The 21,468-nt window shown below is 74.8% G+C and carries 20 protein-coding genes; 12 read left to right on the top strand and 8 right to left on the bottom strand.

Annotation, left to right across the window (positions count from 1 at the left end; translation table 11 throughout):
* Positions 1 to 42: 42 nt before the first annotated feature.
* From C7Y72_RS00465 to C7Y72_RS00440, 6 genes are all read left to right on the top strand, one after another.
* Positions 43 to 906 carry an SDR family oxidoreductase gene (locus C7Y72_RS00465; protein WP_107566663.1) on the top strand — a complete coding sequence of 288 codons (864 nt, stop codon included), beginning with the start codon at positions 43 to 45 and terminating at the stop codon, positions 904 to 906.
* A 37-nt stretch (positions 907 to 943) separates the two neighbouring features.
* Positions 944 to 1,369: an OsmC family protein gene (locus C7Y72_RS00460; protein ID WP_107566662.1), complete on the top strand. Its 426-nt coding sequence runs from the start codon at positions 944 to 946 to the stop codon at positions 1,367 to 1,369.
* A 159-nt stretch (positions 1,370 to 1,528) separates the two neighbouring features.
* Positions 1,529 to 2,743, top strand: a complete 1,215-nt coding sequence (locus C7Y72_RS00455; RefSeq protein ID WP_107566661.1) for an acetyl-CoA C-acetyltransferase — start codon at positions 1,529 to 1,531, stop codon at positions 2,741 to 2,743.
* A gap of 2 nt (positions 2,744 to 2,745) precedes the next feature.
* Positions 2,746 to 4,935, top strand: a complete 2,190-nt coding sequence (locus tag C7Y72_RS00450) for a 3-hydroxyacyl-CoA dehydrogenase NAD-binding domain-containing protein (RefSeq protein WP_107566660.1) — start codon at positions 2,746 to 2,748, stop codon at positions 4,933 to 4,935.
* A gap of 250 nt (positions 4,936 to 5,185) precedes the next feature.
* Entirely contained in the window at positions 5,186 to 6,859 is a 1,674-nt protein-coding gene (locus C7Y72_RS00445) for a hypothetical protein (RefSeq protein ID WP_107566659.1), read from the top strand.
* Positions 6,860 to 6,889: 30 nt separating this feature from the next.
* Positions 6,890 to 7,369 (top strand): RidA family protein, encoded by a 480-nt coding sequence (locus C7Y72_RS00440; protein ID WP_107566658.1) that lies wholly within the window; start codon positions 6,890 to 6,892, stop codon positions 7,367 to 7,369.
* A 47-nt stretch (positions 7,370 to 7,416) separates the two neighbouring features.
* Here C7Y72_RS00440 and C7Y72_RS00435 read toward each other — a convergent pair whose 3' ends face one another.
* The gene (locus C7Y72_RS00435; protein WP_199223815.1) at positions 7,417 to 8,256 is read right to left on the bottom strand and encodes a phytanoyl-CoA dioxygenase family protein; all 840 of its coding nucleotides are present in this window, start codon (positions 8,254 to 8,256) and stop codon (positions 7,417 to 7,419) included.
* Positions 8,257 to 8,313: 57 nt separating this feature from the next.
* On the opposite strand from C7Y72_RS00435, the gene C7Y72_RS00430 reads away from it, so the two are divergent.
* On the top strand, positions 8,314 to 9,720 hold the full coding sequence (locus tag C7Y72_RS00430) for an RNB domain-containing ribonuclease (RefSeq protein ID WP_107566657.1): 1,407 nt from the start codon (positions 8,314 to 8,316) through the stop codon (positions 9,718 to 9,720).
* A gap of 28 nt (positions 9,721 to 9,748) precedes the next feature.
* Here the strand turns inward: C7Y72_RS00430 and C7Y72_RS00425 are convergent, their stop codons facing one another.
* A complete protein-coding gene (locus C7Y72_RS00425) occupies positions 9,749 to 11,650 on the bottom strand; it encodes a calcium-binding protein (RefSeq protein ID WP_107566656.1) in 1,902 nt (633 codons plus the stop codon).
* A 33-nt stretch (positions 11,651 to 11,683) separates the two neighbouring features.
* On the bottom strand, positions 11,684 to 12,319 hold the full coding sequence (locus tag C7Y72_RS00420; protein WP_199223814.1) for a lysophospholipid acyltransferase family protein: 636 nt from the start codon (positions 12,317 to 12,319) through the stop codon (positions 11,684 to 11,686).
* Positions 12,320 to 12,429: 110 nt separating this feature from the next.
* Here C7Y72_RS00420 and C7Y72_RS22975 point away from each other — a divergent pair, with 110 nt between their 5' ends.
* Together C7Y72_RS22975 and C7Y72_RS23665 are read left to right on the top strand one after the other, a co-directional pair.
* Entirely contained in the window at positions 12,430 to 12,624 is a 195-nt protein-coding gene (locus C7Y72_RS22975; protein ID WP_158276551.1) for a hypothetical protein, read from the top strand.
* 130 nt (positions 12,625 to 12,754) lie between these two features.
* Complete coding sequence (locus C7Y72_RS23665; protein WP_199223813.1) at positions 12,755 to 15,394, top strand: hypothetical protein; 2,640 nt, start codon at positions 12,755 to 12,757, stop codon at positions 15,392 to 15,394.
* 68 nt (positions 15,395 to 15,462) lie between these two features.
* On the opposite strand, the gene C7Y72_RS00405 is transcribed toward C7Y72_RS23665, so the two are convergent.
* Together C7Y72_RS00405 and C7Y72_RS00400 are read right to left on the bottom strand one after the other, a co-directional pair.
* Positions 15,463 to 16,926 carry an MFS transporter gene (locus tag C7Y72_RS00405; protein WP_107566654.1) on the bottom strand — a complete coding sequence of 488 codons (1,464 nt, stop codon included), beginning with the start codon at positions 16,924 to 16,926 and terminating at the stop codon, positions 15,463 to 15,465.
* 22 nt (positions 16,927 to 16,948) lie between these two features.
* Complete coding sequence (locus C7Y72_RS00400; RefSeq protein WP_107566653.1) at positions 16,949 to 17,884, bottom strand: NAD(P)/FAD-dependent oxidoreductase; 936 nt, start codon at positions 17,882 to 17,884, stop codon at positions 16,949 to 16,951.
* A gap of 47 nt (positions 17,885 to 17,931) precedes the next feature.
* Between C7Y72_RS00400 and C7Y72_RS00395 the strand changes: the two genes are divergently transcribed.
* The gene (locus C7Y72_RS00395; RefSeq protein WP_107566652.1) at positions 17,932 to 18,504 is read left to right on the top strand and encodes a helix-turn-helix domain-containing protein; all 573 of its coding nucleotides are present in this window, start codon (positions 17,932 to 17,934) and stop codon (positions 18,502 to 18,504) included.
* A gap of 15 nt (positions 18,505 to 18,519) precedes the next feature.
* On the opposite strand, the gene C7Y72_RS22970 is transcribed toward C7Y72_RS00395, so the two are convergent.
* The gene (locus C7Y72_RS22970) at positions 18,520 to 19,272 is read right to left on the bottom strand and encodes a hypothetical protein (RefSeq protein ID WP_158276550.1); all 753 of its coding nucleotides are present in this window, start codon (positions 19,270 to 19,272) and stop codon (positions 18,520 to 18,522) included.
* Positions 19,273 to 19,311: 39 nt separating this feature from the next.
* Between C7Y72_RS22970 and C7Y72_RS22965 the strand changes: the two genes are divergently transcribed.
* On the top strand, positions 19,312 to 20,313 hold the full coding sequence (locus tag C7Y72_RS22965) for a TIGR03617 family F420-dependent LLM class oxidoreductase (protein WP_158276549.1): 1,002 nt from the start codon (positions 19,312 to 19,314) through the stop codon (positions 20,311 to 20,313).
* A gap of 3 nt (positions 20,314 to 20,316) precedes the next feature.
* On the opposite strand, the gene C7Y72_RS00385 is transcribed toward C7Y72_RS22965, so the two are convergent.
* Together C7Y72_RS00385 and C7Y72_RS22960 are read right to left on the bottom strand one after the other, a co-directional pair.
* Positions 20,317 to 20,652, bottom strand: coding sequence for a hypothetical protein (locus C7Y72_RS00385; protein WP_107566650.1), 336 nt, complete (start codon positions 20,650 to 20,652; stop codon positions 20,317 to 20,319).
* A gap of 15 nt (positions 20,653 to 20,667) precedes the next feature.
* A complete protein-coding gene (locus C7Y72_RS22960; protein WP_154733065.1) occupies positions 20,668 to 20,826 on the bottom strand; it encodes a hypothetical protein in 159 nt (52 codons plus the stop codon).
* A 189-nt stretch (positions 20,827 to 21,015) separates the two neighbouring features.
* Here C7Y72_RS22960 and C7Y72_RS00380 point away from each other — a divergent pair, with 189 nt between their 5' ends.
* On the top strand, positions 21,016 to 21,456 hold the full coding sequence (locus C7Y72_RS00380; RefSeq protein ID WP_107566649.1) for a hypothetical protein: 441 nt from the start codon (positions 21,016 to 21,018) through the stop codon (positions 21,454 to 21,456).
* The last annotated feature ends 12 nt before the right edge of the window (positions 21,457 to 21,468 follow it).

Raw genomic sequence — 21,468 nt, 5'->3', positions numbered from 1 at the left:
CAGCCGCCACCCTAGCCCCGCGGGCGTGCGAGGATCGCGCCCATGAGCCAGGTGTTCCGGGAGGGGCTGCTCGACGGCCAGGTCTGCATCGTCACCGGCGGCGGCTCCGGTCTCGGCCGGGTCACGGCGCTGGAGCTCGCGTCGCTCGGCGCGCAGGTGATCGTCTGCGGGCGGCGCGAGGAGCCGCTGCAGGAGACCGCCGCGCTCGCGCCCGCGGGCAACGTGCGCGCCGCGACGTGCGACATCCGCGAGGAGGACCAGGTCGACGCGTTCGTCGACGGCGTCGTCGCCGAGCACGGCCGCATCGACCTGCTCGTCAACAACGCCGGCGGCCAGTTCATGGTCCCGGCCGAGTCGATCACCCCGAAGGGCTTCCGCACGGTCATCCGGCTCAACGTCGAGGGCACCTGGCTGATGACCCACGCGGTCGCGACGAAGGCGATGATCCCCCAGCGCGGCGGCAAGATCCTCAGCGTCACGCTCACCCCGCACAACGGGCTGCCGGGCATGGTGCACTCCTGCGCGGCCCGCGCGGCGGTCGACAACATGATGAAGGTGCTCGCCGTGGAGTGGGCGCGCTTCGACATCAAGCTCAACGCCATCGCCGCCGGCATGTTCGGCACCGACACCTTCCTGACGAAGTACCCGAAGCCGATCGTCGATGGCGCGGCCGCGACCGTCCCGCTGCAGCGGCTCGGACGCCCGGAGGAGATCGCCTGGCTCGTCGCGCACCTCGCCTCCCCGGCGGGCGACTACACGACCGGGTCGGTCATCGACGTCGACGGCGGACGCAACAACTACCTCGGCACCTGGCCGCCCGGCCACGAGTCCGACGACGCGGGCAACCCGCTGGCCGAGGCTCGGCGCCATCTTCGGACTGACGAGGTTCCGCCTCGGGCAGGATGAGCGTCGTACCCCGAACCCGAATCCAGGAGGACCCGACATGCCGTCCATCGGCACCGCGAAGTGGGAAGGCGACCTGAAGTCCGGCCGCGGCGAGTTCGTCGCCGGCGAGAGCATCGGCGGCAACTACTCGTTCAAGAGCCGCTTCGAGGACGGTGACGGCGCCAACCCCGAGCAGCTGATCGGCGCCGCGCACGCCGCGTGCTTCTCGATGGCCCTGTCGAACATGCTCGCCGAGGCCGGCCACACGCCGCAGTCGGTCGAGACGACCGCGAAGGTCACCCTGAAGCTGCTCGACTCCGGCCCGACGATCACGAAGATCGAGCTCACGACGGTCGGCACGGTCCCCGGCCTCGACGAGGCCGCCTTCCTCGAGCACGCCGAGGCCGCGAAGGCCGGCTGCCCGGTCTCCAAGGCGCTCGCCGGCGTCGAGGAGATCACGCTGGACGCCTCGCTCGCGGGCTGACCGCGGCCCCCTCGAGGGGGACCGGCGCGCGACGTACTGGCACTCTGCCAACAACGCGCTACGATTCCGCGGCCGCCGATTCGATGTCGTCGGCGGTCCGCGGGCCCGGTCCCATCACGCCCCGCGCCTGAGAGAGCTACCTCGAGGAGTTCATCCCCCATGAGCACAGAAGCGTTCGTCTACGACGCGATCCGCACCCCGCGCGGGAAGGGCAAGTTCAACGGCTCGCTGCACAACGTGAAGCCGGTCGACCTGGTCGTCGGCCTCATGCACGAGACCCTGGCCCGCAACGAGTCCCTTGATCCCAACCAGGTCGAGGACGTCGTCCTCGGCTGCGTGTCGCCGATCGGCGACCAGGGTGGCGACATCGCCAAGACCGCCGCCATCAAGGCCGGCCTGCCGGACACCACCGCCGGCGTCCAGCTCAACCGCTTCTGCGCGTCCGGCCTCGAGGCCGTCAACGCGGCGGCGCAGAAGGTCGCCTCCGGCTGGGAGGACCTCGTCTGGGCCGGTGGCGTCGAGTCGATGTCCCGCGTCCCGATGGGCTCCGACGGCGGCGCCTGGGCGATGGACCCGGAGACGAACTTCGACACCGGCTTCGTGCCCCAGGGCATCGGCGCCGACCTCATCGCCACGGTCGAGGGCTGGACCCGCGAGGACGTCGACGCGTTCGCCGCCCGCTCGCAGGAGCGCGCCGCGGCCGCCCAGGCCAACGGCTACTTCGACAACTCGGTCATCCCGGTCCGCGACCTCAACGACCAGATCATCCTCGAGAAGGACGAGTTCATCCGTCCCGGCACGACCGTCGAGTCGCTCTCCGGCCTCAAGCCGTCGTTCGCGGTCATGGGCGAGATGGGCGGCTTCGACGCCGTCGCGCTCCAGAAGTACCACTGGATCGAGAAGATCAACCACGTCCACCACGCGGGCAACTCCTCGGGCATCGTCGACGGCGCCGCCCTCGTCATGATCGGCAACGAGGAGGCCGGCAAGCGCAACGGCCTCACGCCGAAGGCGCGGATCGTGTCGACCGCCCTCTCCGGCGCCGACCCGACGATCATGCTGACGGGCCCCGGCCCGGCGTCCAAGAAGGCGCTCGCCAAGGCCGGCCTGACCGTCGACGACCTCGACCTGATCGAGATCAACGAGGCGTTCGCGTCCGTCGCCCTGCGTCTGGTCAAGGACCTCGACGCCGACATGGACAAGGTCAACGTCAACGGCGGCTCGATCGCCATGGGTCACCCGCTCGGCGCGACCGGCGCGATGATCCTCGGCACCATCATCGACGAGCTCCACCGCACCGGTGGCCGCTACGGCCTCTGCACCCTGTGCGTCGGCGGCGGCATGGGCATCGCGACCGTCGTGGAGGCCCTCTAGCCATGAGCGAGATCCGCTACGAGAAGGACGCCGACGGGATCGTCACCCTGGTCCTCGACGCCCAGGGCCAGTCGGCCAACACCATGAACGCCGCGTTCATGGCCTCCTTCAAGGAGACCGTGAACCAGCTCGAGGCCGAGAAGGACTCGATCAAGGGCGTCATCATCACCTCCGCGAAGAAGACCTTCTTCGCCGGTGGCGACCTCAACGACCTCCGTCGCGTCGGCCCCGGTGACGCGGCCGAGTTCAGCGCCGGCGTCGAGGACCTGAAGGCCGACATGCGTCGCCTCGAGACCCTCGGCAAGCCGGTCGTCGCCGCGATCAACGGCGCCGCCCTGGGCGGCGGTCTGGAGATCGCGCTCGTCGCCCACCACCGCGTGGTCGTCAACGACCCGAAGATCCAGCTCGGCTTCCCCGAGGTGCAGCTCGGCCTGCTCCCCGGCGCCGGTGGCGTCGTGCGCTCCGTGCGCATGCTCGGCATCGTCAACGCGCTCATGGGCCTGCTGCTGCAGGGCCAGCGCGTGCGCCCGGACAAGGCGCTCGAGATGGGCCTCGTCAGCGAGCTCGTCGACAGCCCCGACGGCCTGGTGCCGGCGGCCAAGGCGTTCATCGAGGCCAACCCGGAGTCGCAGCAGCCCTGGGACGCGGACAAGAAGTACAAGATCCCCGGCGGCACCCCGCAGACCCCGGCGCTCGCGGCGAACCTGCCCGCGTTCCCGGCCAACCTGAAGAAGCAGCTCAAGGGCGCCAACTACCCGGCCCCGAAGGCGATCATGGCCGTCGCGGCCGAGGGTGCGCTCGTCGACTTCGACAACGCGCTCGCGATCGAGGGCCGGTACTTCACGAACCTCGCCACCGGCCAGGTCGCGAAGAACATGATCCAGGCGTTCTTCTTCGACATGAACGCGGTGAACGGCGACCGCAACCGCCCCGAGGGCATCGAGAAGTACGAGGCCAAGAAGGCCGTCGTGCTGGGCGCGGGCATGATGGGCGCCGCGATCGCGTACGTGTGCGCGAAGGCCGGCATCGAGGTCGTCCTCAAGGACGTCTCGCAGGAGGCCGCCGACAAGGGCAAGGCCTACAGCGAGAAGCTCGTCGCCAAGGGCGTCTCCAAGGGCAAGGTCACGCAGGAGAAGGGCGACGCCCTGCTCGCGCGGATCACCCCGACGACCGACCCGGCCGCCGCGGCCGGCGCCGACATCGTCATCGAGGCCGTCTTCGAGGACCCGGCGATCAAGGAGCAGGTCTGGAAGGAGATCGAGCCGCACGTCGCGCCCGACGCCATCCTGGGCTCCAACACCTCGACGCTCCCGATCACCGACCTGGCCGGCAACGTCAGCCGCCCGGAGGCCTTCATCGGCCTGCACTTCTTCTCCCCCGTGGACAAGATGCCGCTGCTCGAGATCATCAAGGGCGCCGGCGGCGGCGACGAGGTCCTCTACAAGAGCCTCGACTTCGCCAAGCAGATCAAGAAGACCCCGATCGTCGTCAACGACTCGCGCGGCTTCTTCACCTCGCGCGTCATCGGCACGTTCATCAACGAGGGCATCGCGATGGTCAACGAGGGCTACTCGCCCCAGACCATCGAGCAGGCGTCCTCGCAGGCGGGCTACCCCGCGCCGGTCCTGCAGCTGACCGACGAGCTCAACATGGAGCTCATGGTCCGCATCCGCAAGGCGGGCAACGACGCGCTCGTGGCCGAGGGCAAGGAGCCCATCAGCCACCCGGCGTTCGACGTCATCGACAAGATGATCGAAGCCGGCCGTCCCGCCCGCGTCCGCGGCGCCGGCTTCTACGAGTACGGCGAGGACGGCAAGCGCACGGGGCTGTGGAGCGGTCTGAAGGACCTCTTCCCGGTCACCGTCGACCCGTTCACCGTGGACCTCAAGGACCTCGAGGAGCGCATGCTCTTCGCCGAGGCCCTCGAGACCGTCAAGTGCCTGGACGAGGGCGTGCTCGAGACCGTGTCCGACGCCAACATCGGCTCGATCATGGGCATCGGCTTCCCGGCCTGGACGGGCGGCGTGATCCAGTACATCAACGGATACGAGGGCGGCGTCGCCGGCTTCGTCGCCCGCTCGCGTGAGCTGGCCGAGAAGTACGGCGAGCGCTTCGAGCCGCCGGCGTCCCTGGTCGCCAAGGCCGAGGCCGGCGAGATCTACAGCGACGAGCCGGTGGCCGCCACCGCGTAGCGGTCGCCCCACGCCGGACCGTCGTGCCCGAGGGCCCCGCCGCGTGCGGGGCCCTCGCCCGTTCCGCCCCGGGGGCCCGGGCCCCCGGGCCCCCGGGTGCCCGGGTCTCAGGCGCGAACTGGGTGATCCGACGCCCATATCTGGGCACCAGCCCACCCAGTTCAGCCGGTCGGGCGGCCGTCGGGTACCCGCACCGTCGCCGGGCGCGCCCGCGCTCAAGTCCCGGCCCGCGCGAGCCGATACGCGCCGGGTGACGCACCTGCGGAAGATCCCGGTCCTCGCCGTCCTCGCCCTGGGAGCCACGCTCCCGGCACCGGCCGCCCACGCCGCGACGGCGAAGAAGGCGCCGGCCAAGCCCAAGGCGCCCCTCGGCGTCGTCGTCGCCGCCAAGGATCTCAAGACGGTCGGCACCGTCAGCTGCGCCCGCATCGGTGGCACCTGGTACGCCGGCACGCGCACGAAGGCCGGCCGCTTCCTCACCTTCAAGCGCCAGGCGGCCAACGCCCGCTCCGCCGCGAGGACGCTGAAGGGCGCGGCCCGCACGAAGAAGCTCGCCGCCGCCCGGCGCTACGACCGCAAGGCCGGGAGCCTCGTCCCGTACTGCAAGCTGCGCCCGGCGGTCGTCGGGCAGCCGCTCCCCTCGAGCGTGCCGTGGGGTCCCGGCTACGTCGCCCCGCCCACCGCGCCGGTGCGGTTCGACCTCACGGGCGCGGCGGGCATCGCCCTGCGCGACCCGTCGATGCCGCTCCCGGCGACGCGCGCGACCAACACCGGCGTCTCCAACCTCGCGGTCGTCGACGGCGCCGGCCGCCTGCGCGAGGCGCTCGTGTCCGGCACCGTCCAGGCCAGCCGCTTCCTCATCGCGCCGAACGACCGGCTGTTCGTCCTGTTCGTCAGCCCCACGCCGCTCGCGCCCGACGGCCCGTCGTGCCTGCTCGCCGAGGTCGGGCGTCAGGACGGCGTCCCGACCTGCGTCGACAGCACGCTGGCCTCGGTCTGGTGGGACGGCTACGGCGGCGGCGGGGCGCCCAACCCGGCGGTGCAGTTCGACGACCGTGGCGGCGTCTACTACCTCGGCGGCACCGTCGACGGCCGCACCGTCCTGCGCCGCTTCTCGGGTGGGGTGCGTACCGACCTCATCACCGACAACGCCTCGGTCAGCGACTTCCTCGTGCTCGGTGACGGCACCGTGCTGCTGACCGGGTCGACGTCGAACACCCAGGCTCCGTGGCTGCGGCGCATCGCGCCGGGCGGGGCGCTGCGCACCCTGCGGGCATCCGCCGCGAGCTTCCTGCGCCGCTTCCCGGACGGCAACGTGTACTTCGGGGTCAGCGTCACCGGGGACTACGGGGTGCGCCGCTACCTCGCCTCCAGCGACGAGGTCGATCCGCCGCTGTGGATCGGGCCCGGGCGGGAGGACGGGCTGCCCCCGCGCAACGACAGCACGTCGCTCTGCTACGACTGGGTCAGCAACCAGGGCTTCTGCTCCAGCACGGGCACCTGGATCAGCAAGGCGTTCACGACCCTGCAGGGCAAGGTGTTCGTCATCGCGGGCGGAGGCTCCACGGGCCAGCTCGTGCAGTACTTCCCGACGCTCGCGCGCCCGACCACGGCCGTCACGAAGGTCGCGGTCGCCCAGGGCGTGCTGAACCACGTCGTGCTCAGCGGGGTCGGGGCGCACGAGCGCAACGTCACGACGCTCTACGACACCACCGACGGGTCCGAGCGCGTGCTCATCGGTCCGGACGCCGAGGTCGAGGTCTACCACCTCAACTACCGCGCCGACGACAACCGCATCCTGTTCGACGGCCTGCGGTTCGCGGACAACACCTACGTCCTCGGGCAGATCGATCTCGACACCGGGGCGGTCACCACCACTGCCACGACCGCGCGGCGGCTGCAGGCGTTCCAGACGTTCCGGTAGCGGGTCCTCGCGGCCGGTAGCGTCGCGGTGATGCGCACCGTCGACGACCGCCTCACCGAGCTCGGGATCGCGCTGCCGGCGCTGTTCGGGGGACCGCCGGGCTTCGAGCGGCGCTTCGACCGGGTCCACGTCGACGGCGGTCTCGCGTACGTCTCCGGGCACGGTCCGGTCGACGGCGCGACGGTCCTGTCGCAGGGCCGGGTCGGGGGCGACCTCACGCCCGAGGACGGCTACGCGGCGGCCCGCGCGACCGGGCTGTCGATCCTCGCCTCGCTGCGCGACGAGCTCGGCTCGCTGGAGCGGGTCGGCTCGTGGGTGAAGGCGCTCGGACTCGTCCGCGCGGCGCCCGGGTTCACGGCGCTCCCCGGGGTGATGGACGGCTTCACCGACCTCGTGCTGGAGCTCTGGGGGCCCGAGCGCGGCCGCCACGCGCGCTCGGCGATCGGCGTCGCCGAGCTGCCGTTCGGGATCCCGGTCGAGGTCGAGGCGATCGTCCGCCTCGCCGACTGACCGGTCGCCTCAGGTCATGCGTGGACCGCAGATCCTTCCGGGAAGGATCAGGCGTCCACGTGACCGGTGGGCCACAGGACCGGGAACAGCGGGTGTGCGAGCGGCGCGCCCGCGGCCAGGCCGCTGCCGTCGGTGGCGGCGAGCTCCGGGAACGGCGGGCTCGTGCGGTGCGGGCGCGGCGCGTAGGTGACGTCGTCCCCGGTCAGCCGCAGGCTGAACGCGCGGCGCCGGGTGGGGGAGCCGCCCGCGGCGTGCAGCGTCAGCATGTTGAACGCCACCGCGTCCCCGGGCTCCATCGCCCAGCCGACGATCGGGTGCGCGTCGCGGTCGGCCTCCACGTCGGGGACCTCGTCGAGCGCGCCCTCCTCGAAGACCATCGGGGTCTTGCGGACGAACGAGCGCGGCATGAACCAGCGCCCGTCCGCGTGCGAGCCGGCGACGAACTCCAGCGTGTTCTCGCGCGTCACCGGGTCCAGCGGGATCCAGAACGACACGGTCTGGGTGCCGTCGATGCAGTAGTAGGGCTGGTCCTGGTGCCACGGGCTCGGGTCCAGCGTTCCCGGCTCCTTGACGAGCAGGTGGTCGTGGAAGATCCGCGCGGTGCGCGAGCCCATCAGTTGCGCCCCGGCGCGCGCGAGCGCCGAGCCGCGCACGACCCGCTCGTACTCCGGGATGCGCGTCCAGTTGCGGAAGTCCTCGACGAACGCGCCGGGCCGGTCGGGCCCGGTCGCGTTCATGCCCAGCTCCGACAGCGACGCGAGGTTGCGCTCGACGCCGGCCGCGAGCGTCGCGACCTCCTCGGGGGTGAGGAGGTCGCGCAGGACGACGACGCCGTCGCGGCGGAACGCGTGGACGAGGTCGTCGGGCAGGGGTGCGGCGTCGGTCACGCGGCGCAGGCTACCCGGCCGGTCCGCGGTCCGCCCGCGCCTCGTAGGCTTGCGCACGTGCTGCGCGTCCCCGCCCCGTCCACCGACCTGCGCGCCGCGTTCGACGCGATCCGCGCCGAGCTCGACGTGCCCCTGGCGTTCCCCGCGGAGGTCCTGGCGGCGGCGGAGGAGGCCGTGCGGGCGCCGCTCCCCGCGCGCGACCTCACCGACGTCCCGTTCTTCACCATCGACCCGCCCGGCTCGATGGACCTCGACCAGGCGATGGCGCTCGAGCGCGACGGGGACGGCCACCGCGTGCAGTACGCGATCGCGGACGTGCCCGCGTTCGTCGCGCTCGGCTCGCCGCTGGACGCGGAGGCGCGCCGCCGTGGCGTGACGATCTACGCACCCGACGGGCGCACGCCGCTGCACCCGCCGGTGCTCAGCGAGGACGCCGCCTCGCTGCTGCCCGACCGGGAGCGTCCCGCGTTCGTCTGGGACCTGCGCCTGGACGGCCGCGGCGTGGTCACGAGCGCGACGGTCGCCCGGGCGCGCGTGCGCAGCCGCGCCCGCCACGACTACGCGTCCGTCCAGGCGACGCTCGATGCGGGTGGGGCGCCCGAGGAGCTCGTGCTCCTGCGCGAGATCGGGGAGCGGCGCATCGCCCTGGAGCGCGAGCGCGGCGGCGCGGAGCTGCCGATGCCCGCCCAGGAGATCGAGGAGCACGACGGGCGCTACGCGCTCGTGTACCGCCCGCAGGTGCCGGTCGAGGACCACAACGCGCAGATCTCGCTGATGACCGGCTCGGCCGCCGCGCAGCTGATGCTCGACGGCGGGATCGGCATCCTGCGCACGATGCCACCGCCCGCGGAGGAGGCGGTCGGGCAGCTGCGACGGCAGGCGCGCGCGCTCGGCGTCGCCTGGCCGGACGGCGTCGCGCACGGGGCGTTCCTGCGGTCCCTGGACCTCGCACGGCCCGAGCACGTCGCGATCGTCCACGCCGCCAGGCGCCTGTTCCGCGGGGCCGCCTACACCGCGTTCGACGGGACGGCCCCGACCGGGGACGACGCACGGCACGCGGGCGTCGCCGCCCCGTACGCGCACGTCACCGCGCCGCTGCGCCGGCTCGTCGACCGCTTCGGGCTGCTCGTCTGCGCCGCGCTCTGCGCCGGCGAGCCGGTCCCCGAGGACCTGCGCGCCGCGCTGCCGCTGCTGCCCGACCTCATGCGGGCCGCTGACCGGCGCGCGAGCAGCGTCGAGCGCGCGTGCCTGGACGCGGTTGAGGCGGCGGTGCTCGCGCCGCGCGCGGGGGAGACGTTCCGCGGGGTCGTCGTCGGCCGGGACGACCGGGGCGCGCAGGTGCAGCTGCACGACCCGGCGGTCGTCGCGCCGCTGGAGGGCGACGTGCAGCTTGGCGACGAGCTCGACGTCCGGCTCGTCGAGGCCGACGTGGCCCGGCGGGTCGTGCGGTTCGCCGCCGCCTGAGCGACCCCCCGCCGCGCCGGTCCGCGGCCTAGCGGGCCCGGTACGGCGCGATGCGGAACGTCGTGGCGATCGGGGCCGACCGGTTGCCGGCCGCGTCCTGCGCGACGGCGGTGAGCCGGTAGCTGCCCCGCGGCAGGGCCCGCCGGCCGATCCGGCCGGTGAACGTGTACGTCGAGGGCCCGGCGGTCGCGGTGCGGCGCAGGGTCCCGGCGGTCGTGGTCACCGTGCAGGCGCGCCGGCGCAGCAGTGCCGCGGCACGGCGCGTGCGCGCCGTCCCGGTGAGCCGGCGGACCGCCGGGAGACGGGCGATCTGACGACGGACCGTCGCGACCCGGCGCCCGGTCCGCGGCGAGCAGGGGCTCGTGGCGGCTGCGCGCAGCCGGATGCCCGGTCGCGTGCGGGCGACGGTGAGCGTCACGACCGCGGGCTCGCTCAGCCGCCAGGAGACCTGCGTCGTCTCGCGGACGGCCGCCGCGACCGCCGTGGCGTCGGCGCCGGTCGCGAAGGTGCGCCGCGACAGGCGCAGCGCCGTGAGCGACGGGGCGGTCGTGTCCGGGCCGCCGGTGCTCGGCGCCGGGCTGCCGGTCCCGGCGGAATCGACCCCGGGCGTCGTCCCGGTGCCCTGCGGCGTCGGGACGATCGTGACCTCGACGCTCTCGCAGTTCACGGTCGTGTCGACGTTGTCGACGCGGGCCGTGTCGACCCCGGGACCGCAGTCGACGGTGTCGGCGGACCCGTCGCGGGACTCGAGGGTGTCGTCGCCGGCGTCGCCGAGCAGCGTGTCGGTCCCGGTGCCGCCGGTGAGCGTGTCCGTGCCGGGACCGCCGAGCAGCGTGTCGTCGCCGCCGCGACCGGACAGCGTGTCGCCGCCGTCCCCGCCCTCGATGCGGTTGGGGCCGTCCCCGCCGGTGATCGTGTCGGTGCTCGAGCCGCCGATCACGTTCTCGTTCTCGGCACGGACGTTGTCGGCCTCCCCGGGGGCGCCGTCGTCGGCCACGTCGTCGATCGTGACGGTCATCGGCGTCGTCCGCGTCTCGTAGGTGACGGTGTCGGTCCCGGAGCCGCCGAGGAACACGTCGGGGCCCGCCCCGCCGTCCAGCGTGTCGTCGCCCGCGACGGGGCCGCCGTCGTCGGTCCCGCCGAGCAGGACGTCCGGGCCGCCGCCGCCCTCGAGCCGGTCGTTCCCGCCGCCTCCGACGAGGCGGTCGGCCTGGCCCGTCCCGCCGATGGTGTCGTCGGCGGAGCCGCCGAGCACCCACTCGACCTCGGTGACGTTGTCGCCCTCGCCGGCGCGGCCGTCGTCGGCGATCCCGTTCTGCGAGACGCGAACGGGCCGGGTCCGGGCCGAGAGGTCGAGCCGGTCGAACCCGGGGCCCCCGGTGTACACGTCGCCGGCGGGCGTCGCGGCGGTGTCGTCGCCGGCGTCGTCGACGAGCGTGTCGTCGCCGTCCTCGCCGAGGACCTGGTCGGCGCCCGGCCCACCGGTCAGCCGGTCCTTGCCGGCGTCGCCGAAGAGCTTGTCGTTGTCGTTGCCTCCGAAGAGCTGGTCTTCGCCCGAGCCCCCGGTCAGATTGTCGTTGCCGCCCTGTCCGCTGAGCTCCGCGGGGATCGTGATCAGCACGTCGATCGCGATGTTGTCCGGGGCGTTCAGGCCGCTGGCGATGATCCGCTGGACGTTCGCGGACGGGCAGTCGGCGAGGTCGACGTTCTGGACGCACGGGCTGAACGCGGTGACCTTGCCGAGGACGTCCCGCACGCGGTAGAGGTTCCCGAAGTCGGTGATCGAGATCTCGTGGCCCTGGGTGGCGACGGGCTGGGCGATCAGGTTGCCGAAGACGATCTGGGCGTTGGTGACCTGCGCGGAGGCGGTCGCCGGGACGCCGGCGAGGAGCGCCGCGCACGTCGCGGCCGGAGCGATGAGTCGCAGCACCGACCGGAATATAGGTGAGCGGGGACGCGCCGACTAGGCGGCGGTCGCCGGCCGGCGGCCCGCGACGACGCGCGGCGCGCCCGCGCGGATCTCCTCGAGCAGCCGGGCGGCGAAGTCCGTGGTCGACTCGCCCTGCTGCAGCCCGCCGCCCGCCGGGCGGAAGAACTCGACCTGCACGTGCGGACGTGACCGCGGGAACTTCGGCAGGTCGACCGTGCCGCGCACGCGCACGCAGACGACCTCCGCCTCCGGGACCTCGGCGGCGAGCCGCCCGATGCCGCTGCGGGCGCGCAGCTCGCGCCCGAGCGACCGCGTGCCCTCCGGGAAGACGCCGATGCACGCACCGTCGCGCAACCGCTCGATCGCGGTCGCCATCGCCTCGCGGTCGCCGGAGCCGCGCTCGATCGGGATCTGGCCCATGCCGTCGAGGATCAGCCCGAGGCCGGGCTTCCACAGCGAGCGCTTGGCCAGCGCGCAGATCTGCCGGCGCGGCATGCCCGCGATGCCGATCGCGACCGGGTCCCAGTAGCTGTCGTGGTTGCCGGCGATGAGCAGGGGCCCGTCGGCGGGCAGCAGGTCGCGGCCCTGCACCTCCAGTCGACCCCAGCCGCGCACGGCGGGGGAGCAGGCGGCCATGGCGAAGCGGTACGTCGGGCTGATGCGGGACACGCCGCGAACCCTAGGGGACCGGGGCCGCGCCCGATCTTCACCGGATCTTGATGCGGGGCGCCGCGTTCTTCACGGGACCCGCACGGGCCCGGGTGGACCATCGGGAGGCCATGCACACACCGCACGTCCACCAGCTCCACGCCCTCAGCCCGTACGGCACGCTCGAGGACCCGCCGCCGCCGTCCCCGGCCGCGCCGACGGCGGCCGACCGGGCCGACGAGCCCGCCGACCACGGCCCCGTCCCGCCGGCGCGCATCGAGGCCGCCCGGCGCGCCGCCGCGCAGCTGCCGCCCCACCACGGCTGAGGCTCGACCGGCGGTCGAGGCGGGGTCGCGCAGGACTGGACCGCCGGTCGGGCAAGCCCGGCGGTCGCGCGTCGTTCCTGCTGATGGTCGAGCTCGGACGCCCGGCCGCTCCTCCTCGAAAGGACACGCCGTGTCACCGCACCTCCGCGCCCGCGCGGGCCGCTCCTCCTGGGCGCCCGTCGGGCTGCTGCTCGCCCTGCTCCTGCTGCCGCTGCTCGCCCCCTCCCCGGCGGGGGCGGCGACCGACGTCGTCCCAGACCCCGCGGTCCCCGGCCCGTACGGCTTCGTGCGCGCCGAGTACGACCTCCCAAAGCAGCCGGTCGGCGAGAACGCGACGACCACCGGGGTGCGGCTCGCGGGCGACGTGTACTACCCGGCCAACGGCAACGGCCCGTTCCCGGCGCTCGTGTTCCTGCACGGCAACCACTCCACGTGCGAGTCGGGCCCCGACGGCCTGCCGGTGTCGCCACTGCCCGCCGACTACGACAGCGGCCAGTGCCGCAGCGACGCGGGCCCGGCGGCCGACGCCGCCCTGGACGTCGACGCGGCCCGCTCCTACCAGGGCTACGACTACCTGTCCCAGCGGCTCGCGACGCAGGGGTACGTCGTCGCGTCGATCGACATCAACGACGTGACGGCCTGGGGGGAGAACGGCAACCGCGCCGGCTACCTCGGCCGCGTGCAGACGATGTCGCGCACGCTCGACCTGCTGGCGCGCTGGAACCGCGAGGCCGGACCGGCCGGGATCGGCACCGGGCTGATCGGGCGCGTGGACCTCGGGCGCGTCGGCGTGATGGGGCACTCGCGCGGCGGCGAGGGCGTCAACCTCTTCGCCCAGTACAACGCGGCCCGCCCGTTGACCGCGCAGGACGCCGCCGCGTGGCGGCTCGCCCCGGGGGACGCGCCGAGCGCGATCCCGGACTTCGGCCCGCGCTACCCGCTGAAGGCGGTGTTCTCGCTGGCGCCGGTCGACGGGCAGGGCAACTTCCGCCCGACGTTCGACAACACCGCGTTCGCGACCGCGCTGCCCTACTGCGACGGCGACGTCTTCAACCTCCAGGGGGCGCCCGTCTTCGAGCGCAACAAGGTGGCGCTGTCGGCGGCCGGTCACCCGGCGATCCAGTACGTCGTCAACGGCGCCAACCACAACTACTTCAACACGGTCTGGACGAACGACGACGCGAACCTCTTCGGCTTCGGCGACCCCAACTGCAACGTCGCGGCCGCGCCCACGCGGCTGAGCCCGGAGGAGGAGCGGCGGGTCGGCATCACGCTGATGGGCGGCTTCCTGCGCCGCTACGTCGGCGGTGAGCGACAGTTCGACCCGATCGTGACCGGTGCGGGGCTGCCGTCGTCGGTCTGCCCGGACGAGGATCCCGACAGCACCGGGACGCCCGTGGGCGTGACGTGCCGCAACATCGTGCAGACCTCCTACGTGGCCCCGGCCCCGGACCGGCGGCTGCTCGTCGGCCCGGCGACCACGGCGGTGCCGACCCGCACCCCCGACGGGGACGCGGTCGCCTTCGCCGGCTTCAGCGCGGTGAGCGCCTGCTCGCCGACGGAGACCGCGCTGGTGCTCACGACGGGGTGCGGCTCGACGCCGAACCGCAGCCGTGGCCCGCAGCTGTCGCTGGACTGGAGCGACACGGCCGCGCTGACCGTGACGCTCGGGGAGGGACGGCGGGACGTGCGCGCGTTCGACACGCTCGCGTTCCGCGCGGCGACGAACTACACGTCGCCGCTGAACCCGCCGGGGCTCGAGCGCGAGGTCGAGGTGACGCTGACCGACGGCTCGACCCCGCCGCGCAGCCGCACGGTGATCTCCTCCTCCTATTCGCCGGCGCTGGAGGTGCCGCCCGGGACCACGGCGCGCAAGCAGGTGCTCAGCGGCGTGCGGATCCCGCTCGCGGCCTTCGTCGGGGTCGACCTCTCCGACGTGCGGACCGTCCGGCTCGGGTTCGGCACGAACAGCCTGACCGGGTCGATCCAGCTGGCGGACCTCGCCTTCCAGGAGCCGCGCTTCGCGCCCGGTGACGTCCCGGGCGGCAGCACGACCGGTCCGACCGGTCCGACCGGACCGACCGGCTCCACGGGGTCGACGGGGCCGACGGGCCCGACCGGTCCGACCGGCTCCACCGGGTCGACGGGCCCCACCGGCCCGTCGGGTGCGACCGGCTCCACCGGCGCGTCGGGCCCGACCGGGGCCACCGGTCAGCCGGGCGCGACCGGTGAGACCGGTGCCACCGGTCAGCCGGGCGCGACCGGTGAGACCGGGGCGACGGGCCAGCCGGGAGCGACCGGTGCGACCGGGGCCACGGGGCAGCCGGGAGCGACCGGCGCGACCGGTGCGGCTGGGGCCCCAGGCACCGCCGGGGCCTCCGGGCCGCTCGCCGCGACCCCGGGGTGCCGTGACACGGCCGCCCCGACCACCGCGATCAGCCGCGTGCGCCTGCGCGCCGGCGGCCTGCGCATCACCGGCACCGCCGCCGACACCGGCTGCGGCGCACGGGTCGTCCGGGTCCGCGTGGCGATCGGGCTGCGGCTGGGCAGCTCGTGCCGGTTCGTCCGCGACGACGGCACGTTCGGTCCGCGGACCGGCTGCACCCGGCGCCGTTACCTGCAGGCCCGCGGCACCACGGCCTGGGCGCTCACGCGCGCGGCCCGGCTGCCCCGCGGTCGCTACCTCGTGACGGTGCGGGCGACCGACGCCGCCGAGAACGTCGAGGCCGTTCCGCGCGCGGGACGTGATCGCCTGGTGCGCCGGGGCTGAGGCGCCGCGCGGCGCCCGGCCCCCGGACCGGCGGGTCGGCGCCGCGCTCCGCCGTGGCCGTCGTCGCGCTACGCGGCCGGGCGGAGCGGCTCCGGGCCGGCGGGCCGCGCGACCGTGCCAGTCGTCGCAGCGGCGGGCGGGCCCCCGGAGCCGGGCCGCACGAGGGCGGCCACCGCCACCGCGACGGCCACCAGCAGCGCCGCGGCCACCACGAGCGCGACGTGCAGGCCGTCGACCCAGTCCTGGGCGGCGACGCCGCGCAGCGCCCGCCCGCCGTCGGCGGCACCCGCGTGCGCGGCGATGATCGTCCCGAGCACCGCGACCCCGAGCGTCTGCCCGACCTGCCGGCTGGCGTTGTGGACCGCCGACGCCATGCCGGTGCGGGCCGGGTCGACGGCGGACAGCGCGGTCACCGTCATCGGCGGCAGCGCCAGCCCGGTGCCGACGCCGACCAGCGCGACGTTCCACCAGATCGCCCCGTAGCCGAGCCCGGGCTCCAGCCGCAGCATCAGCAGCGTCGCGGTCGCCGCCACCGCGAGCCCGGCGAGCATCAGCCGCCCGGCGCCGAGCCGCGGGGTGAGCCGGCCCGCGAGCGGCGCGACGAGCACGACGGCGAGGCCCAGCGGCAGCATGCAGAACCCGGACTCCAGGGCGCTGCGTCCCTGGACCTGCTGGAAGAACGCCGTGAAGTAGACGGTGCCGCCGATGAGGGCGAAGAACACGGTGCCGCCGGCGAGGTTCGCGGCGAGGAACGTGCGCTGCAGCAGCAGCGCGGGGACGACGAGCGGCTCCGGCCGCCCCTGCTCCCAGCGCAGGAAGCCGGCGAGCAGCACGGCCGCGAGCGCGGCGGACGCGACGATCCCCGGCGAGCCCCAGCCCAGCGTCCGGCCCTCGATGATCGCGAAGCACAGCGCCGCGATCCCGCCGGTCAGCAGCAGCGCGCCGCCGACGTCGAAGCGGTGCGGCGACGGCGTGGGGGGCAGGCGCGGCAGCCCGCGTACCCCGACGACGAGCAGCGCGGCGGCGAGCGGGACGTTGATCGCGAAGACCGCACGCCAGTCGAACGCCTCGACGAGGATCCCGCCGACGGTCGGCCCGCTCGCGAGCCCCAGGCCCGAGCCGGTCGCCCAGACCCCGATCGCCCGGGCGCGCTCGACGGGGTCGGGGAAGATCGCGGTCACGAGCGCGAGCGACGCGGGCAGCAGCAGCGCGGGCCCGACCCCCTGCACGACGCGGCCGACCAGCAGCGCGGGGACGCTCGGCGCGAGCGCGCACCACAGCGAGCCGAGCGCGAACAGCGACAGGCCCGCGAGGAACGTCGTGCGACGGCCCACCCGGTCGCCGAGCACGCCCCCGGCGACGAGCAGCGACGCGAACACGATCACGAACGCGTCGACGACCCACTGCAGCTCCGACGCCGACGCGTCGAGGTCGCGCCCGAGCTGCGGCAGCGCCACGGCGACGACGCTCGCCGAGGCGACCGAGAGCGCCTGCGCGGCGGTGATGGTGAGGAGGACCGGCCGCCGCGTCACCCCTCACAGGCTAGGGGTCGGCTCAGTGCGGCGGGAACGGCAGCCCGTGATCCTCCGCGAGCAGCCCGGTGCTGGCGAACGCCCCGGCGCGTGAGCCCTCCGCGATCGCGTTCGGCACGCTGGGCATCGACATCGCCGCGTCGCCGGCCGCCAGGACGCCGGGCAGCGAGGTCATCGCCTGCCCGTCGGTCAGGATCGTCCCGTCCGGCCGCAGCTCGAGGCCGAGCTGCTCGGCCAGCGGCGAGCGCTGGCGGCGCGTGTGAACGCTGAGCACGGCACGGCGCACGAGCTCCTCGCCGTCGGCGAGGACGACCGCGGCGAGCGTCCCGCCCTCCGCGCGCAGCCGCGCGATCGGCCGCTCCTCGAGTCGCACCCCGGCGGCGTCGAGCGTCGCGCGGGCCGCGTCGTCGAGGGCGGTCGCGGGCCCGTCGGTCAGCACGACGACGTCGTCGGACCAGCCGGTGAGCAGCAGGTCGTGCAGCAGGTGCCCGCCGCCGGGAGCCAGCAGCGCGAGCGGCGCGTCGCGGACCTCCCAGCCGTGGCAGAACGGGCAGTGAAAGACGTCGGTGCCCCACAGCTCGGCCGCGCCCGGGACGTCGGGCAGGACGTAGGTCGTGCCGCCCGCGAGCAGCAGGCGCCGCGACCGGTGCTCGTCACCGTCGACGGTGGCGGTGAACGCGGGGGCCTGCGGCGTGCCGGTCGCACGGGCCGCGGTGACGGTGCCGTCCCGGACGGTGACCGACGGGTAGGTCGCGAGCTCGCGACGGCCGAGCGCGTAGAGCTCGTCGGCCGTCCGCCCGTCGTGGCCGAGCACGCCGTGGACCGCGGGGGCGGCGCGGTTGCTCTGCTCCCCGGCGTCGACGACGAGCGTCCGGCGCCGCGCCCGGCCGAGCATCTGCGCGGCGTTCAGGCCGGCGGCCCCGGCGCCGACGACGATGACGTCCCAGTCCTGATCCATGGGGACACCGTGGCACGGCGCACCCGCAACTGGCAAGATCGTTTGCCATGTTGGCAAACGACGAGTCGGCGGAGGACCGCGTCCGGCGGCGCCTGCGCGAGCTGCGGATCGATCGCGGCCTGACGCTCGAGGCGGTCGCCTCCCGGGCGGGCATGGACACCTCGACCCTCAGCCGGCTGGAGTCCGGTCGTCGGCGCCTGGCGCTCGACCACCTGCCCGCGCTCGCCGCCGCCCTGGGCGTGTCCTCCGACGAGCTGCTGCTGCCGCACACCCCGGAGGACCCGCGCATCCGCGCGGAGCCGGTCCGCCGCGGCGACATGACCTTCTGGCCCTTGACGCGACGGGGCGCCGCGGGCGGCCTGCACGCGTTCAAGTTCCTGATCCCGCACCGTCGCGAGCTCGGGCCCGCCGACCAGCGCGTGCACGACGGCCACGACTGGATCTACGTGCTCAGCGGTCGGCTGCGGCTGCTGCTCGGCGACGACGAGCTGATCCTCGAGCCCGGCGAGGCGGTCGAGTTCAGCTGCCGCACCCCGCACGCGATGGGCGCGGTCGAGGAGCCGGTCGAGGCGATCGGCATCTTCGGCCCGCACGGCGAGCGCGTGCACGTGCACGGCTGACCGTCCCGGCCGACCTCAGTCGAGGCGGACGTCCTGGCCCGCGAGCCCGATCGCCACCGCGATCGTCAGCGCGACCCCGAGGAAGCCGAGCACGACCGCGATCCACGCGCCGGCCCGGGCCGCGCGGCGATCGCTGTCCGTCAGCACGCCGCCCGCGAGGACGAGCGCGGCGGCGCTGCCGATCCCGCCGACCCACAGCAGGCCGAGCAGCACCGCGATCGCGGCGCGCAGCCCGAGCTCCCGCTCCCCGACCCCCGCGTCCGGAGGCCCGTCGGGCGCGGCGGACGGTGCGGCGTCCGGTTCCACCTCGGTGGTCCGCGCCTCGCCCGGCGCCGGGGCGGGCGGCACGCGCAGCCGGCCGGCGGCGACGGCCTCGCGCAGCTCCGCGACCGCGGCGAGGCTCGCGCCCCACCCGGCGACCCGCCGCTGCTCGACGACCCGGCCGCCGGTGCGCGCCTGGACCAGCCAGGGGTGCCCGAGCACGAGCCGCCCCGCCAGACCCGCGAGCACGACCACCAGGACGATCACGAGCTCGGCGCCGAACAGCAGCAGCGGCACGGCGACGAACACGATCAGCAGCGCGATCGCGATCAGGGCCAGGATCGCCCCGAGGATCGCGAGCGGCCCGGCGTCGGCCAGCGAGCCCGCCGCGTCGAACCCGTCGAGTCCCGGGTCGCGCCCGCGCCAGCGCGGCAGCTCGAAGCCCTCCGACCAGCGCCGGCCGACCGTCCAGCGCGTGCCCTGCGGATCCCGGACCGTGCGTCGCATCCGCGCGCACCCTACCCGCGGGTGCGCGACACTCGGCGCGTGCACGTCGACCTGACCCTCCGCGCCCTGCCGATCGCCGACGTCGCGTCCGCGGCTCGGGAGGCGCAGGCGCTCGGCTTCTCCGGCGTCGGGGTGACCGAGTCGACCGGCAACCCGTTCGTCGCCGCGACCCTCGCCGCCGACGCCACCGCCGACGTCCGCGTCAGCACGGGGATCGCGCTCGCGCTCCCGCGCACGCCGATGGACCTCGCCTACACGGCGTGGGACCTGCAGGCCCTCAGCGGCGGCCGCTTCGCGCTCGGGCTCGGCTCGCAGGTCCGCGCGCACGTCGAGCGCCGCTACGGGGCCGCGTTCGCGCGGCCCGCGGCCCGGATGCGGGAGCAGACGCTCGCCCTGCGCGCGATCTTCGACGCCTGGGAGCACGGCGGCGAGCTGGCGTTCCAGGGCGAGTTCTGGTCGCACACGCTGATGCCGCCGAACTTCCGGCCGCCCGCGCTCCCGGACGGCGTCCGGCGCCCGCCGGTCCTCCTGGCCGCGGTCCGCGAGCGGATGCTCGAGGTCGTCGGGGAGGTCGCCGACGGGCTGCTCGGCCACGCCTTCCAGACCGTCGACGTGCTGCGCGAGGTGACGCTCCCGGCGCTCGAGCGCGGCCTCGAGACCGGCGGTCGCGCCCGCGCGGACGTCGAGGTCACCGCCGCGATCTTCGTCGCCCTGGACGACGGCGAGTGGGAGGGCGTGCGCCGGCGCGTCGCGTTCTACGGGTCGACACCCGGCTACCGGCACGTGCTCGACCACCACGACCTCGGCGGCCTGTTCGAGGCGCTGCACGCCGCGTCGCGCGCGGGCGAGTGGCGGACGATGCCCGACCTCGTCGACGACGACGTCCTGCGCCTGTTCGCGGTGCGGGCCGACACGCCCGCCGAGGCGGCGGCGGAGATCCGCGCACGGGTCGGGGGACTCGCCGACCGCGTGGCGCTCGTCGGCGAGCAGCCGGACCTCGCCCAGTGGGCGGCGATCGCGGCCGCCCTGCGGGACGGGTAGCGGCTACCGCGCGGCGTCGTAGGCGTCGAGCTTGTTGCGCAGCGCGTTGCTCGCGGACGCGAGCTCCTTGGCGAGCTCGGCGAGCGGGCGCGGGTCGTCCGCGGGGGCGCTCTCCTCGCCGCGGTAGCCGGCCTTCAGCTCGCTGACGAACCCGCGGGGCCCGTACTCCAGGCGCGTGCGGACGGCGGCGAGGGCGGCCTTCACGGCCTCCCACTCCTTGCGCGCCTCCTCCTGCTGCTCGGGCGGGAGCGCCTTCCAGCGAGCCTCGAGCTCGCGGGCGGTGGACACCCGGGCGTGCGCGAGCTTCGCGACGCGGGCGAGCTGCAGGTAGCCGGCCATGGGCCGGCGAGTCTGTCAGTTCTGCTTGACGACGGCGGTGTAGACCGGCGGGCGGCCGGTGTACCAGAGCGTCGCCTCGAGGACGACGTAGGTGCCGGCCAGCCCGGCGGTGATGCGGGCGACGCGGGTGGCGAGTGACGAGGGGTCCGAATCGGCGAGACGCGCGATGTCCATGCTCGGATGGTCGGCGTCGCGCCCGCTGCGGTGAATGGCCCGCCGGGACCGGACGGGGCCGGGGCGCCCCGACCGGCGGTCGAGCGCGGGGCGTGGACGCCGCCGAACGCGAACCGTCATCTCCTGTTCACCGTCCGGCAAGGAGCGGGGCGCAGACTCGTCTCAACCCCGAACCGCGAGGAGCACCTGATGGGACCCACCACCGCGCAGATCCTGGTCGTCGCCAACCGCACGTGTCCGTGTCCCGGCCTCGTCGACGTGATCCACGATCGCGTCGAGCGCGCGCCGGCCGCGGACGTCCGGATCGTCGCGCCCGCGCTGAACAGCCGGCTGCGCCACGCCTTCTCCGACGTGGACGGGGCGCTCCTGCAGGCGCAGGGACGGCTCGAGGAGGTCGTCGCGGTCCTGCGTCAGCGGGGCATCCAGGCGGCCGGCGAGGTCGGCGACGCCGACCCGTTCCTCGCGGTCGCCGACGCGCTGGCGCTGCGGCCCGCCACCGAGATCCTCGTGTCCACGCACCCGCCCGGCGCGTCGAACTGGATGGAGCGCGGCCTCGTCGAGCGGCTCCGCGCGACCTACGGGGTGCCGGTCACGCACCTCGTCTCGCAGGCGGGACTCGTCCTGGCCTGAGCGGCCCGGCCG

It is taken from the genome of Paraconexibacter algicola, from assembly GCF_003044185.1.
Classification (GTDB): domain Bacteria; phylum Actinomycetota; class Thermoleophilia; order Solirubrobacterales; family Solirubrobacteraceae; genus Paraconexibacter; species Paraconexibacter algicola.
Note: the sequence above shows the minus strand (reverse complement) of the source record. Positions and strands in the feature narration are given on the sequence as shown.

Bases quoted from the DNA above. Each gene is read 5' to 3' on its own strand.
- C7Y72_RS00465 (WP_107566663.1), top strand. From the start codon at position 43: ATGAGCCAGGTGTTCCGGGAGGGGCTGCTCGACGGCCAGGTCTGCATC.
- C7Y72_RS00460 (WP_107566662.1), top strand. From the start codon at position 944: ATGCCGTCCATCGGCACCGCGAAGTGGGAAGGCGACCTGAAGTCCGGC.
- C7Y72_RS00455 (WP_107566661.1), top strand. From the start codon at position 1,529: ATGAGCACAGAAGCGTTCGTCTACGACGCGATCCGCACCCCGCGCGGG.
- C7Y72_RS00450 (WP_107566660.1), top strand. From the start codon at position 2,746: ATGAGCGAGATCCGCTACGAGAAGGACGCCGACGGGATCGTCACCCTG.
- C7Y72_RS00440 (WP_107566658.1), top strand. From the start codon at position 6,890: ATGCGCACCGTCGACGACCGCCTCACCGAGCTCGGGATCGCGCTGCCG.
- C7Y72_RS22975 (WP_158276551.1), top strand. From the start codon at position 12,430: ATGCACACACCGCACGTCCACCAGCTCCACGCCCTCAGCCCGTACGGC.
- C7Y72_RS00400 (WP_107566653.1), bottom strand. From the start codon at position 17,884: ATGGATCAGGACTGGGACGTCATCGTCGTCGGCGCCGGGGCCGCCGGC.
- C7Y72_RS00395 (WP_107566652.1), top strand. From the start codon at position 17,932: ATGTTGGCAAACGACGAGTCGGCGGAGGACCGCGTCCGGCGGCGCCTG.
- C7Y72_RS22970 (WP_158276550.1), bottom strand. From the start codon at position 19,272: ATGCGACGCACGGTCCGGGATCCGCAGGGCACGCGCTGGACGGTCGGC.
- C7Y72_RS00385 (WP_107566650.1), bottom strand. From the start codon at position 20,652: ATGGCCGGCTACCTGCAGCTCGCCCGCGTCGCGAAGCTCGCGCACGCC.
- C7Y72_RS22960 (WP_154733065.1), bottom strand. From the start codon at position 20,826: ATGGACATCGCGCGTCTCGCCGATTCGGACCCCTCGTCACTCGCCACC.
- C7Y72_RS00380 (WP_107566649.1), top strand. From the start codon at position 21,016: ATGGGACCCACCACCGCGCAGATCCTGGTCGTCGCCAACCGCACGTGT.